This window comes from Nocardia sp. NPDC003963 (assembly GCF_053605105.1).
This window is the reverse complement of sequence record NZ_JBSGIP010000017.1, coordinates 26445-39729: the sequence shown is the minus strand read 5'-3', so window position 1 is coordinate 39729 and position 13285 is coordinate 26445. Positions and strand designations below refer to the sequence as shown.

Annotated in this window: 15 protein-coding genes and 1 riboswitch; of the genes, 5 read left to right on the top strand and 10 right to left on the bottom strand. The window is 68.1% G+C overall.

Going from position 1 to position 13285, the window contains the following annotated elements; all coding sequences use genetic code 11:
- Positions 1-2 precede the first annotated feature (2 nt).
- Positions 3-233, top strand: a complete 231-nt coding sequence (locus ACWEWT_RS23795; protein ID WP_452562065.1) for a DUF167 domain-containing protein — start codon at positions 3-5, stop codon at positions 231-233.
- Positions 234-245: 12 nt separating this feature from the next.
- On the opposite strand, the gene ACWEWT_RS23790 is transcribed toward ACWEWT_RS23795, so the two are convergent.
- From ACWEWT_RS23790 to ACWEWT_RS23780, 3 genes are read right to left on the bottom strand one after another with little or no spacing between them, the layout of a single operon-like run.
- Positions 246-710, bottom strand: a complete 465-nt coding sequence (locus ACWEWT_RS23790; protein ID WP_452562064.1) for a tRNA (cytidine(34)-2'-O)-methyltransferase — start codon at positions 708-710, stop codon at positions 246-248.
- A gap of 43 nt (positions 711-753) precedes the next feature.
- The gene (locus tag ACWEWT_RS23785) at positions 754-1167 is read right to left on the bottom strand and encodes a type II toxin-antitoxin system VapC family toxin (RefSeq protein ID WP_452562063.1); all 414 of its coding nucleotides are present in this window, start codon (positions 1165-1167) and stop codon (positions 754-756) included.
- Positions 1164-1403 (bottom strand): hypothetical protein, encoded by a 240-nt coding sequence (locus ACWEWT_RS23780; protein WP_452562061.1) that lies wholly within the window; start codon positions 1401-1403, stop codon positions 1164-1166. The genes ACWEWT_RS23785 and ACWEWT_RS23780 overlap by 4 nt, the downstream gene beginning before the upstream one ends.
- Before the next feature lie 367 nt (positions 1404-1770).
- On the opposite strand from ACWEWT_RS23780, the gene cycA reads away from it, so the two are divergent.
- A complete protein-coding gene (gene cycA / locus ACWEWT_RS23775; RefSeq protein ID WP_452562060.1) occupies positions 1771-3252 on the top strand; it encodes a D-serine/D-alanine/glycine transporter in 1482 nt (493 codons plus the stop codon).
- Positions 3253-3280: 28 nt separating this feature from the next.
- Here the strand turns inward: cycA and ACWEWT_RS23770 are convergent, their stop codons facing one another.
- The 6 genes from ACWEWT_RS23770 to ACWEWT_RS23745 all read right to left on the bottom strand — a co-directional run bounded on the left by ACWEWT_RS23770 (position 3281) and on the right by ACWEWT_RS23745 (position 9545).
- Positions 3281-4177 carry an STM4011 family radical SAM protein gene (locus ACWEWT_RS23770; protein WP_452562059.1) on the bottom strand — a complete coding sequence of 299 codons (897 nt, stop codon included), beginning with the start codon at positions 4175-4177 and terminating at the stop codon, positions 3281-3283.
- 6 nt (positions 4178-4183) lie between these two features.
- Positions 4184-5524, bottom strand: coding sequence for an STM4012 family radical SAM protein (locus tag ACWEWT_RS23765; protein WP_452562058.1), 1341 nt, complete (start codon positions 5522-5524; stop codon positions 4184-4186).
- Positions 5521-6363 carry an STM4013/SEN3800 family hydrolase gene (locus tag ACWEWT_RS23760; protein WP_452562057.1) on the bottom strand — a complete coding sequence of 281 codons (843 nt, stop codon included), beginning with the start codon at positions 6361-6363 and terminating at the stop codon, positions 5521-5523. The genes ACWEWT_RS23765 and ACWEWT_RS23760 overlap by 4 nt, the downstream gene beginning before the upstream one ends.
- A 1-nt stretch (position 6364) precedes the next feature.
- Positions 6365-7510: an STM4014 family protein gene (locus ACWEWT_RS23755; protein ID WP_452562056.1), complete on the bottom strand. Its 1146-nt coding sequence runs from the start codon at positions 7508-7510 to the stop codon at positions 6365-6367.
- Positions 7507-8490 (bottom strand): STM4015 family protein, encoded by a 984-nt coding sequence (locus ACWEWT_RS23750; RefSeq protein ID WP_452562054.1) that lies wholly within the window; start codon positions 8488-8490, stop codon positions 7507-7509. The genes ACWEWT_RS23755 and ACWEWT_RS23750 overlap by 4 nt, the downstream gene beginning before the upstream one ends.
- A gap of 86 nt (positions 8491-8576) precedes the next feature.
- Positions 8577-9545, bottom strand: coding sequence for an STM4015 family protein (locus ACWEWT_RS23745; protein WP_452562053.1), 969 nt, complete (start codon positions 9543-9545; stop codon positions 8577-8579).
- Between the two features lie 165 nt (positions 9546-9710).
- Between ACWEWT_RS23745 and ACWEWT_RS23740 the strand changes: the two genes are divergently transcribed.
- From ACWEWT_RS23740 to ACWEWT_RS23730, 3 genes are all read left to right on the top strand, one after another.
- Entirely contained in the window at positions 9711-10037 is a 327-nt protein-coding gene (locus ACWEWT_RS23740; protein WP_452562051.1) for a hypothetical protein, read from the top strand.
- A 44-nt stretch (positions 10038-10081) separates the two neighbouring features.
- A complete protein-coding gene (locus ACWEWT_RS23735; protein WP_452562050.1) occupies positions 10082-11137 on the top strand; it encodes a DUF6745 domain-containing protein in 1056 nt (351 codons plus the stop codon).
- A gap of 108 nt (positions 11138-11245) precedes the next feature.
- A complete protein-coding gene (locus ACWEWT_RS23730) occupies positions 11246-11491 on the top strand; it encodes a DUF3017 domain-containing protein (RefSeq protein WP_452562141.1) in 246 nt (81 codons plus the stop codon).
- Between the two features lie 36 nt (positions 11492-11527).
- On the opposite strand, the gene metX is transcribed toward ACWEWT_RS23730, so the two are convergent.
- A complete protein-coding gene (gene metX, locus ACWEWT_RS23725; protein WP_452562049.1) occupies positions 11528-12673 on the bottom strand; it encodes a homoserine O-acetyltransferase MetX in 1146 nt (381 codons plus the stop codon).
- Between the two features lie 251 nt (positions 12674-12924).
- Positions 12925-13035: riboswitch (SAM riboswitch) on the bottom strand.
- Between the last annotated feature and the right edge of the window lie 250 nt (positions 13036-13285).

Genomic DNA, 13285 nt, shown 5'->3' with positions numbered 1-13285 from the left:
CGGTGCCGACCACGGTCCGCGCCGTGATCACCCCGAACAGCCGGAAGGGCCCGCTGGTCGAAACCCTGACCGACGGCACCCTCCGGCTGTGGGTGCGGGCGCCCGCTGTGGAAGGCAGGGCGAACCGGGCCGCGGCCGAACTACTGGCCGACCATCTCGGTGTCCCGAAGAGCGCGGTCCGGCTCACCGGCGGAGCGACCTCCCGGTACAAGCGGTTCGAAGTCGACGACTGACCGGCCGCCGGATCAGACCGCGCCCGGGAACCCGTGCTGCCGCCACGCCTCGTACACCGCGACCGCGGCCGCATTGGCCAGGTTCATCGACCGCCGGCCGGGCAGCATCGGGATCCGCAATTCGGTGCTGATGTGGTCGTCGGCGAGCACCTGCGGCGGCAGCCCCGAGGGTTCGGCCCCGAAGAGCAGTACATCGCCGGACCGGTAGGTGATCTCGGTGTGCGGGGTGGTGGCACGGGTGGTGAACGCGAACACCCGCTCGGGCCGCAGCCGTTCCCATGCCGTCGCCAGGTCCGGGTGCACCGTCACCGAGGCGAGGTCGTGGTAGTCCAGCCCGGCCCGGCGCAGTTTCGCCTCCGACATATCGAAACCCAGCGGTTCGATCAGATGCAGCTCACTGCCCGTCCCGGCCGCCAGCCGGATGGCGTTGCCGGTATTACCCGGTATGCGAGGTTCGTGGAACATCAATCGGAACACAGCGGACCAGTCAATCAGGTGGGCGGTGCCGGTAGCGAGTCAGTTAGTCCGGTAGAAGTCGAAGCGGCGTCGAGTGTCGAGTACGGACGGCGCGGAAGTGGCGCAGATCCAGGGTTGCGACTTCGGGGACTTCGAGTCGCTCCGCTACAGCTAGGACAGCGCCGTCAACGGCTCCTAGGGGGAAGTCGGCGTACTTCCGCACCAGTTCGGCAGTTCGTCGCAAATCGCTGCTGGTCAGCTCCACGAGCTCGATTTCCCGGTCGGCGACGGATTCCAGAAACGTGGCCTCGGCTTCCGGCCCTACGCGAGTCTCCAAGAAATAGCAGACCTCCGCGAGTACTGGGCTTGGGACGAGAACGGGGCCTGGATGGGTCTCCAACAGGTCGAGGCACCGCCGATGATCCACGTCGTTCTTGTTGAGGACGGCAACGAGCGGGCCTGTGTCACAGACGATCACCCGGCTTGTCTACCACGTTCCTCGCGAAGCAGATCCTCCGATCGCCCTGCGAGGTCGGATTCGGCATCCATTACGCCCGCGAACGAGAAATGCCGTCGCCGCTCGGGGCTCGGCTCCGCTTCGGGTGCCTCGGTGACCACCAGTTGAAGCGCGACTGCACGCAACGCCCACGCCTGGTTCGGCGTAAGCCGGTCGACCAAACGATGGAGGTCTTCATAGTTGTGCGCTGCGGTCATACCGATGAGTTTAGTGGCTTGCCACCTCCAATGCCCGAGGACGGTTCGATGTGTGCTGATACTGCGCGAAGGTCGATTCACGATTCGTGGAACATCAATCGGAACACAGCGGACCAGTCGATCAGGTGGTGGCGCCGGGCGGTCATCGAGCCGGACGATCGAGTGTTGGCCACAACGGTGCCGGACCGATCGCCGGCGCGGCTGTACGGCTGCGATAACGCCCTGAACTGAGTGAATGCGATCACCGACGGGGTGTGGGTACCGCGCACGGCACGGGTTGCGGCAGCGTAGCGTGGTGCCGCCCACTCTGCACGAATCCGTTACCGGTGGTCGAATGGGCTGTCCGATAGGTTCCGGAGGGAGAATTATGGCCGTGCTGCAGGGCCACGGAGGTTCAGGAGACGACGCGAGCGGGGTGAGTGATCCGGGTGGCGGCCCGGAGAAGCTCAGCCGCCAGCTGGCGAATCGACATATCCAGCTGATCGCCATCGGTGGTGCCATCGGTACGGGCCTTTTCATGGGGTCCGGTAAGACCATCTCGCTGGCCGGCCCCTCGGTGATCCTCGTCTACATGGTCATCGGCTTCTTCCTCTTCTTCGTCATGCGGGCGATGGGGGAACTGCTGCTGTCGAACTCCGGCTACAAATCGTTCAGCGATTTCGCCGGTGATCTGCTCGGCCCGTGGGCGGGCTTCTTCACCGGCTGGACCTACTGGTTCTGCTGGGTGGTCACCGGTATCGCCGATGTGGTGGCGATCGCCGGGTACGTCTCGTACTGGTGGGCGGATCTGCCGCTGTGGATACCCGCGCTGGTCTGTATCGCTGTCCTGCTGGTGCTGAACCTGCCGACCGTGCGCGCGTTCGGTGAGACCGAGTTCTGGTTCGCGCTGATCAAGGTGATCGCCATCGGCGCGCTGATCGTGACCGGCCTGGTCATGGTGATCACCGGCTTCACCGGTGACAGCGGCAGTACGGCATCGCTGGCCAACCTGTGGAACGACGGCGGTTTCTTCCCGACCGGCCCCATGGGCTTCGTGGCCGGATTCCAGATCGCGGTATTCGCCTTCGTCGGGATCGAACTGGTGGGCACTACCGCGGCCGAGGCCAAGGATCCCGAACGTACGCTGCCCCGCGCGATCAATTCGATTCCGGTCCGGGTGCTGCTGTTCTACGTCGGCGCGCTGATCGTGATCTGCGCGGTGACCCCGTGGCGGCAGGTCTCGGCCGACGAGAGCCCGTTCGTGGCGATGTTCTCCCTGGCCGGGCTGGGGATCGCGGCCAGTGTGGTGAACTTCGTGGTCCTCACCAGCGCCACCTCCAGTGCGAACTCGGGTATCTACTCGACATCGCGGATGGTGTACGGGCTGGCCGGCGACGGCGACGCCCCGGCGCTCTTCGGCCGGCTGTCCCGGCGCAAGGTCCCGGCCAACGCGCTGCGTTTCTCGTGCGCGTTCCTGCTGATCGGCGTGGTCCTGCTCTACGCCGGCCAGTCCATCGTGGAGGCGTTCACGGTGGTCACCACCATCTCGTCGCTGTGCTTCATGTTCGTCTGGACGATGATCCTGGCCAGCTACCTGGTGTACCGGAAGCGGCGGCCACAGTTGCACGAGGCATCGACGTTCAAGATGCCGGGCGGGGTACCGATGGTGTACGCGGTGCTCGCGTTCTTCGTCTTCATGCTCTGGGCGCTCACCCAGGAGAGCGACACTCTGCAGGCCATGCTGGTGACCCCGATCTGGTTCGTGGTGCTGGCTGTGGCCTACCTGGTGGTGCGCCGCAGTCCGCACCATGCCGCGCTGCGTGAACAGCATCGGGCGAAGGTGCTCGCCGAAACGGAGGCGCTGCGCTGATCCATCTCCCGGACGATGCGGCAGCTGGTTACGCACCGTCCGGGAGCAGCGCCATCGGTGTCGGCAGATCCACCACGCCGGGGCCGGCGGCGGGAATGCGTTCCAGGACTCCGCCCGCGAACACGTCGTAGAGCGGCAGCGATTCCAGATGGACGTAGCCGATATGGCAGTCGCACAGGGTGCGGGGGCACGGGCGCGGTCGCAGTGCCGCCCGATAGGAGCCGTCGTAGAGATTACCGAGCTGTTCCTTCACGAAATGGCAGCGCGCGACGGTACCGTCGCCGTCGACCGACAGCACCGACGATCCGGCCCGGCAGGCCCGGCCGAGCGAACGGTGCGGATCCCGGCTGAACGGGAACAGCGGATCGATCGCGGTCCAGCCGGCCGCTTCGGGGTCGGTGTAGCGGTGGCCTTCGGCGGCATTGATCCACAGATAGACCTGTTCCGGGAGGTCGGCGCGCAGCCGCCGCGCGTGCTCCAGATGCTCGGGCAGGCCCACCACGCCGACACTGAACCGGATACCGGCGTCGTGCAGGGCGCGGGTCTTGTCCAGGAACCGCCGGTAGGGCGTCTGCCCGGGGTGGTAGGTGCACCACAGCGCGACGGTGTCGCGGTCCGCCTCGCTCAGCCAGTCGGTGCGGCAGCTCAGATTGGTCTGGATGGCGACCCGCCGGACATGGGCTTCGTGGGACAGTTCGACCAGTGCCCGGCGGTACCAGGACCGGACCAGCCCCTCACCCCACGGGGTGAACAGCACCGAGATCCGATCGGCGCGCTGCTCGCGCACCCATCCGGTGAACTGCTCGAGCGACGCCCGGTCGGTGCGCAGTTGTTCCCGGCTGTCCCGGCGCTTGGCGAACGGGCAGTAGGGGCAGTCGTAATCGCAGGAGGCCAGCGGGCCGCGGTAGAGCAGGGTGAGATCCACTACCGGTCACCGCAGTTCGTATTCGGCCATGGCCGCGCCGACGGCGGGGGAGAAGAACTCCGGGCCGATGGCGTCGGAATAGGCCAAACCCTCGGGTGAGAGTCGGAGCAGCCCGGGGCCGGTGTCGGCGAGCCAGCCGCGGTCGGCCAGCAGTGCCAGTTCCACCGGGAAATCGGTATGCGGGTCGGTGCCGAATCGCGCGCGGTAATCCGCTACGGGCAGACCGTCGGCCTGCAGGATCGACTGGAGCAGATGGCGGCGCCGGGCCTCGTCCGCATCGATCACCCGGCCGTTGACCGCGTGGCCGAAATCGGTGGTGGCGGTGTAGCTGTCGATGATCGACCGCACCTCCTGTGCCGATACCGCGTAATCGAACGAATAGTGCAGGCCCCTGGTGTAGGAGCGGGCCCCGCAGCCCAGGCCGATCATGCCGTCGGTCTGGCAGGAATAGTCGTCGGGGCCCGGCGCCGGAGCGTCACGGCGCCGGAACATCCGCATGGACCGCTGTTCGTAGCCGTGGGCCAGCAGATGGTCCCGGCCCTCCCGGTACAAACGCAGCCGCTGTTCGTCCCAGGCCAGATCCGCCGCGGCGCGGTCCCGCCGGGACAAACCCGTCAGTGGGCGGACGTACAGCGGGTACAAGTAGATCTCCTCGGGCCGCCAGGTCAGCGCCGCGTCCAGCGAGTACCGCCAGCTCGCCGGAGTCTGGCCGTCGATGCCGTAGATCAGATCGATATTGAGATGGTCGACCGCGGTCTCGCGGATCCGGGCGAGCGCGGCCTCCACATCGGCACGCCGCTGCGGACGTACGGCCGCGCGCGCTTCGTTCTCGTCGAAGCTCTGGACACCGAGGCTTATCCGGGTCGCGCCGCGTTCGGCGAGGACGGCCAGCCGATCGGCCGTGGCGGTGGCGGGTGAGGTCTCGACCGAGAACCCGACGGCCCGCAGATCGGCGCCCATGATGCGCTCGGCGATATCGCAGAGCCGGAGCAGTTCACCGGCCTCGAGGAAGGTGGGGGTGCCGCCGCCGAACGCCGCGTTGGCGAAACGCGGGCGCTCCGCCGTGCCGAGGCCGGCGCGGACGGTTTCGGCCTGGCGGGTGAGCGCGTCCAGGTAGCGGGTCGTGAGATCGCCGGGGGCGCCGACGCGGGTGAACAGATTGCAGAAACCGCAGCGTATCTCGCAGAACGGTATGTGCAGGTAGAGCGAGAGCGGATCGCGTGGCTCGTCCGCCCATACCTCGCGTAGCGCGGGCCGTGGCTCCAGCGGCCGGTAGGCCGTCTTGTGCGGATAGGCGTAGACGTAACTCTGGTAGGGCCGGGGTAATCGGGGGAGAGCACGGGTCATGCTGGGTCCTCGGAGCTTTCGTGCGCGGGGCCGTCCGGGTGCGGTTCCAGGAAGAAATGGGTGTACGGCACGGTCCACACGGACGGATGGCCGAGCCGGTGCCCGGTATATCCGTCCTCGCCGTAGGCGGTGCCGTGATCGGAGCACACGACGGCGAAACAGCGGCCGCGGGCGCGTAACGCGTCGAACAGCGGTGGGATATGGCGGTCGACGTAGCGCAGCGCCGCGGCATGCGTCTCCCGGGTATCGCCGGACTGCCGGGTGGCCCCGGCCAGATGGAACCAGTTGGGCTGGTGCAGCGCCGAGACATTGACGAAGAGGAACAGGCGCCGGTCGGTGGCCGTCTCGGCGATCACCCGGCGCGCACACTCCACCTGCGCTTCGAACGAAGTCGGCGAGGCGACGGAGAAACCCGGCTCCCAGTGGCTCTCGGCGAAGAGCCCGGGCAGGGTGCTGCCCAGAGCACCCTGCTTGTTGAAGAAGCCGACACCGCCGATACAGACGGTGCGGTAGCCGCGGGTGCTCAGCGCGGTGGGCAGATCGGGTTCGTCGAATACGAAGGTCCCGGGGGCGGTCGTCTCGCTCCCGGCGAATCGCGCGGCGAACAGGCGTGGATGCGGGCCGGGCGCCGCGGGAGTGGGCAGGAACCCGGCGAATATCGCCTGATGTGCGGCGTAGGTGAAATTGCCCGGTGCGTGGCGTTCTTCCCACACCCCGCCGGGCAGCGCCGCGGTGAGATTCGGCAGGCGGCCCGCCGCGGACTCCACCACCGCGACGTCGTAACGCAGGGTGTCGAGGGTGAGCAGGAGCAGATCGTCCCGGCCGACCACCTCGTTCATATCAGGCCGGCACATGCTCGTCCTCCGGTGCGAATGCGGTGCGCACCGCACCGTACCAGCGCGGAGCTGCCACTATCTGTGCCGTGTAGGTGTCCTGCCCCGCCGCGGGCGAACCGGGCAGACCGGTTATCCGGGGCAGGAGATCACCGAACGCGTTCACCTCCCCGACCACGAATTCCCGCCAGTGCGCGGTGGGCAGCAGATCCACCCCGACACACAGTGTGCGGGGAAAACACGCCGCTGCCCGCTCCGCGAGTTCCAACGCCCGGGGCCAGTGTTCGCCGGCGGCGGCGCGTACAGCCGCCGGGTCGCCGCGCTCACCGCCGAGATGCAGATTGGTGATGGGCACCGCCGACCGCCGCGCCACCATATGCGTCGCGCGACCGGCGACGACCAGTATCCGCAGATCACACGATCTGCCCTGGAGGGTGGATTTCGGTACCCACCGCTCGATGTGCAGGCCGTCCGGAGCGAGCCGGTCCACGATCGCGGCGATCTCGGATTCGGTGCGATAGCGGCGTACGCGTAGCGAATTGTGCAGGGCGCCGGAGGGCGTCGCCTCGACCGAAGTCGTGGCGCGGATCCGGCCGGAAGGATGTGTTTCCAGGGCCAGCACCCCCGAGGCCGACGATCCGTGCGCGATCTTCACGAACGCGCGCGCCAGCCCGGCCGCCCGCATCCGGGCCCGCAGATCCGCCCAGTCACCGACCGGTACGGCAGTGCCCGACGTCGGTGAATCCGGTACGGCGACCTCCGACGCGGCGAGACGCGCATGGCACAGTCGCTTGTCGAAGAGCACGGCCAGTTCCGCGGGATCGTCGAGCCGGCATCCGCCGTGCAACGCCGCGACCGCCCGGCCGAAACCGGTGTACCAGCGCGCGGTGCCCTCCACCCGGGTCGGATCGGTGATCCCGCGCAGGATGCGGTCCACCTCGGGGTGTTCGCCGGGCGAATCCAGCCGCACCAGTTCGTCCTCGGCGAAGTGGTGTCCGCCGTCGCGCAGCAGGTCGAGCCATTCCACCACCCGCGGTGCGGGCAACCCGGCCGCCACCGCTGCCGCCCGGAACGACCGGACCCGCCGGTTCTCGCCGTTGCCGACCACCACCCACCGGTACTCGGCGGCGCGAGACGCAGCTACCGGATTCATTCGCCGATGGAGACGTAGCGCCACACTTCGCCGTCGTAGGAATGGGTCTCCGCGCCGCCGGCATCCAGATCCAGTTCCACCTTCGGGGACAAGGTGTCGCGCAACCGTTCGCGGATTCCCTCGCTCAGATAGTTGTGGTGCAGGTCCAGACGTTTCAGATGGGTGAGCGGCTGCCCGCCCAGCAGTGCGGTCGCCCCGGTATCGGTGAGGATTCCCAGGGATACGTCCAGACTGTCCAACCGGGCCACCACCGGCGCTGCGGCCAGCGCGGTGCAGACATCGTCCTGGATCTCGCTGTTGCGCAGACCCAGATGCCGGAGCGCGGGCAACCGGTCACCCGACAGGATCGGTGCGAGATCGGCGATCTCGGCGTCGCCGTGATAGTTGGGAGTACCCAGCCACAGTTCGAGATGGGTGAGCGCCGGGAAATCGGCGGCCGCCACGCCGCGCACCACGGTCGCCGGCAGGCCGCCGGCCTGGATCGTCAGTTTCTCCAGCCGCTCGTGCCGGACGGCCGGAAAACTCAGCTCCTCCGAACCCCGGACCGCGAATTCCGTGAGTTCGGGAAACGCCTCCAGCAGATCGGTGACCCGCCCCTGGTAGATCCAGGAGATCTCGTTCTCCTCCTGGGTGATATCGCCGAGGAACAGCGCGCGCAGCGCCGGGAACCGGTCACGGGCGGCGACCAGCCGGTCCAGTACCGCGTCCACCGGTTCGGCGCAGTCCTCCTCGATATCCACCCAGGACCCGACCACGAATGCGCGGATCCGGGTGGTGTCCACGAGTTCGAGGAACCGGTCGAACAGATCGGCCCAGGAGGCGTCCGAATCCCAGCCGATCCGGCCCACCCGCCAGGCCACCGATTCCACCGCGGGGTGATCGAAACCCGTGGCGTCGGCGTGCTCCGGTTCCACGAGGCGTTCGGGGAAGTCGAAGACCGGCAGGCCGGCGAATTCCGTCAGGTGTTCGTCGTTGATCATCGAATATGCCTTTCCGCGGCCGGGTCGCGCCGGTGTCGCGATCGTTCTACCAACACCGGCCGACACGTGCGGACCGGGTGCGCCGCTCACTCACCGCAGGAGACGAAACGCCATACCGATCCGTCGTCCTCGATATCCTCTTCGGCGTCGTCGGACTCCAGATCCAGTTCCACGCCCGCCGGTTCCAGCGAGTTCCGCAGCCGCTCGCGAAGTTCTTCGCTGAGGTAGTTGTAGTGCAGGTCCAGACGTTTCAGATGGGTGAGCGGCTGGCCGCCGAGCAGTGCCGCGGCGCCCTGATCGGTGAGCACACCCATCGACAGATCCAGGGTTTCGAGCCGCGCGACCACCGGTGCCGCGGCCAGGGCGGCGCAGATATCGTCCTGGATCTCGCTGTTGCGCAGGCCGAGATACCGCAGCGCGGGCAGCCGGTCGCCGGACAGTATCGGCGCCAGATCGGCGATCTCACCGTCGCCGCCGTATTCGCTGGTCCCCAGCCATATATCCAAGCTGGACAGGGCGGGAAAATCGCTCGCGGCGATACCCTGCAGCACTTCGCGGGGTGTCCCGCCCGACTGGATCGTGAACGATTCCAGGCAGTGATGGGTCGTCGGCGGGAACACCAGGCGGTCGCTGCCGCGGATACCGAATTCGAGCAGGGTGGGATAGGCACGCAGCAGTTCGGACGCGGGACCGGGGCGGATCCAGGAGATCTCGTTCTGCTCGCAGGTGATATCGCCGTGGAACAGGGCCCGCAACCGCGGCAGCCGGCCCGCCGCCGCGACCACGGCGTCGATCACCGATTCGCCGGCCGTCTGCGGATTCGCGGCATCGGTCAGCCAGTGGCCGATGATCAGCGCGCGAACCCGGGCGCTGTCCACTGTGTCCAGGAACCGGTCGAACACCTCGGCCCAGCTGTGCTTGCTCAGCCAGGAATCCACGCTGATCCGCCAGGCCACCGAATCCGCGGCGGGGAGTCCGGCCGGCGGGTGCTCCGCGTGCGGGAAATCGAAAGCGGGCAGGCCGCCGAGTTCCTCGAGATGCTCTCCGATTGTCATGATGCCCTCCCGGCCCTAGCGATATCGAGAAGGTTCTACCAGCCTCCGGTGACCGGTGCGAAACATCGGTGCCCCGGGCCGCACGGGGCACCCGAACCTGTCGGTACGCGGCGCTATGGTCCCGGCATCACACGGCACGAGAATGCCGTTACGGGAGGAAATCACATGTATCGCCAGGGAGATGTCCTGATCGTTCCGGTCGATCGGGAAGCGGTGGCCGAGGCCGCGGGGACGTGGCAGCCGGCCCGCCGGGATGCCCGGGGACGGATGGTGCTGGCACTGGGTGAGGTCACCGGCCACGCGCATGCCATCGCCGCGCCCGGCACGCTGTACCCCGATCCGCACCGGTCGGACAGCATGGTTCTGCAGCTGCCCGAGGGCGCCCGGCTGGTACACGAGGAACATTCCGTGATCACCCTGCCGAAAGGGTGGTACCGCGTGGTGCGCCAGCGCGAATACGTACCGGGTTCGGTGCGCATCGTCGCCGACTGACCGGCCACCGAAACCGCAGCACGAGAACAGGATCGAGTGACACTGTGACCGAATACGCCGAGTGGCGGGCGCTTTCCGCCGTGACCGGGCCGGGCGACCGGGCAGCCGCCGAACGAGGGGTGCGGCTCGCCTACGAACGGGCCGGTCTGCGCGCACCCGGACGGATCCGCTGGGCCCGTTCGCCGTTGGAGGCCGTGCGCATACTGTCGGAGGCGACGCTGTCGGGGGAGGCCGGTGCCCCGGTCCGGGAACAGGTGCGCAGTGCCCCGTGGGCCGCCGAGCGCGACCGGTTGCACACCGCATCGGGGGCCCGTGAGTTCGCCCGGCACTGGCAGGCCACCGGGGCCGGACTCTGGGAACTGACCGCACCCGTTGTCAATCGGATCCGGGAGGGTGTGGTCGCCGCGGTGGCCCCCGTTGCGGAGGAACCGGCCGACGAACCGGGCCTCGCCCGCCCGGCGGGGCAGGAGGAACTGCGGGCGCGGCTGTTGCTGCTGGACGCGGTGATGGGGCAGCACGACGCGGCTTGGCTGTGCGCCTTCGATACCGGCGCGGGGACCCCGCTGGAGGGGCTGGCCGCGGTGGCGCGGGAGGCCGGCTGGTGGTGGCCGTACGAGAACCTCGTGGTACTCAGCGAACGCCCCACGGCGCTGTACCGGGACGAGGCCGGCCGGTTGGACCGTGGTGACGGTCCGGCGATCGGCTACTCCGACGATTTCGCGCTCTACGCCTGGCGGGGGATGCCGGTCCCCGGCGAATTCATCGCCGAACTCGCGACACTCACCGCCGATCGGATCCGCACCGAGGAGAACGCGGAGCTGCGCCGGGTGATGCTCGAACACTACGGATACGACCGGTACCTGTCGGAATCGGGCGCCGAACCGGTACAGCGCGACGAGACCGGAATCCTCTGGCGGATCCCGCTGACCGGCGACGAGGACGTCGTCATGGTCGAGGTGGTCAATTCGACGCCCGAACCCGACGGCACCAGCCGCACCTATTGGCTCCGGGTGCCGCCGGCCACCCGGACCGCGCGGGAAGGTGTCGCCTGGACCTTCGGTGTCGGCGAGGCGGACTACCGACCGCTCGTGCAGACCTGATCCGCCGGATCTGGAACAATCGCCCTCGTGACCGACGCCGCGACTGGAACCGACGACGATCCCGGCACCGGCAACCGATGGGCCGGTTTTCTCCGCTACCACCTGCCCATGGTCGTGGTGGCGGTGGTGGTGCTCATCGCCGTGGTTTTCGTCGCGCAGGACCGCTGGCGTCGTGGTGCCTTCTTCTTCGGCGGTGCCACGCTCATCGCGGCCGCGTTCCGGCTGTGCCTGCCGACGGTCCGGGTCGGACTGCTGGCAGTGCGCAGCAAACCGTTCGATGTGGGTGCCCTGACTCTGCTGGGCGGTGCCGTGGTCTTCCTCGCCGCGACCATCAATACGCTCGGCGTGGGCTGATCGGCCCGTGGCCGCGGCGCCCGCCCGGACCGGTACTCAGCGTCCGGCGCGGGCCAGGTTCATCGTCTGGACCAGCAGTTTCCCGATGGCCGCGGCCTCGGTGAGGAAGGCATCGTGCCCGTCGCGGGAGGCGATGACCTCGAAATGCCGGCACCCCGGCAGTCCGTCGGCCAGTTCCTGCTGGGTGTGCAGGGGATACAGGCGATCGGAGTCGATACCGCCCACGATGCACGGCACCTCGGTGGTGGCCATGGCGGCCTCGATACCGCCGCGCCCGCGGCCGATATCGTGGCGGTTCATCGCCTCGCTCAACAGCACATAGGTCGCCGGGTCGAACCGCCGGCCCAGCTTCTCGGCCTGGTATTCCAGATAGCTCTGCACCGCGTACCGCCCCCCGTTGCGGGGGTCCTCGCCCTCCTGGGCACTATTGGCGAACCGGCTGTCCAGTTCGATCTCGGTGCGGTAGGTGAGGTGCGCGATCCGCCGGGCGATACCCATCCCGGCCATCGGTGCGCGACCGGTGCCGTGATAATCGCCACCCTGCCAGTCCGGATCACTGGTGATGGCCGCGATCTGGGTGCTCTGGGTGCCGATCTGGTCGGCGGTGGCCCGCGGGCCCACCGCGAGGATCAGCGCGGCGGCCAGTCGTTGCGGGGCCAGCAGCATCCATTCCAGGACGCGCATACCCCCCATCGAGCCACCGACCGCCGCGGCCAGCCGGGGTACACCCAGCAGATCGAACAGTTTCAACTCGGCGGTCACCTGATCCCGGATGGAGATCTCCGGAAATCGCGAACCCCACGGCGAACTGTCCGGCGCCGGCGCGGCCGGGCCGGTGCTGCCCTGACAGCCGCCGAGCACATTGGTCGCCACGACGCACCATTCGTCGGTATCGATCGGTGCTCCGGGACCGACCATCCCGTTCCACCAGCCGGCCTGTGGATGTTCGGCCGTCGGGTCACCCGCGACATGTGAGTCGCCGGTGAGCGCATGTTCGATGAGGACGATGTTGTCCATGGCCGGCGAGAGCTCGCCCCAGCGCTGTACGGCCAGCCGGACCTGAGGTAACTCGGCACCGTTCTCCAGGGCGAGTTCACCGATGTCCACATGGCCGAGGGTGCCGTCGGGCGGGGGTAACTGGGCCACGGGCCGAGCCGTGGTCGATTCGGTGCCCACCTTCACGCGAGGACTTCCGCCGAACCGGCGGCCCGTAGTGATGTCCGGAGCGTATGAATCGCCGCGGTGGACCCGGCGGTGCGGGTGCCGGGGGCACTCGACGCGACCGAAGGGGTCCGGCGGGACGCTCCGGCGGCGGATGCGCCGGGGACGCTGTGATCGGTCATATCGTGCTCCAGAAAATGGGGGATTTCTCGTCGAATCGTGAGATCGCCGCGTTCAACGCGACCAGCACCGGCACAAATCGACAACCTCCTGACGTGCGCTTGCTCCCGGCTCTCGGAAGCCCGGTCATCACCCGGAGCACCCCACCGCAGCAGGAGGGTTGCCGGCCAGCGAGCCGGGGCTTGACGCTGGCGCTCATGACCTGCCGAATATGGTAACCGGGCACCGGTACCGATCGAAATCCGCATACGCGCCCTCCGGGTAATCTTGTGGTGCGATTCACCCATGTGAGATCTCACGACCGGGGCTGGCTGCACCGTGCGACGACCACAAGCAGTACGCTCGTCTTGGTTACACCAGACGTCTCGTGGACAACGCGGGATGTATACGTTGTCTGTTGAACAGCTGGGGTCCGCTCACAAGCGTGTTCGCCTGGCCGTGCAATGAGGGCAC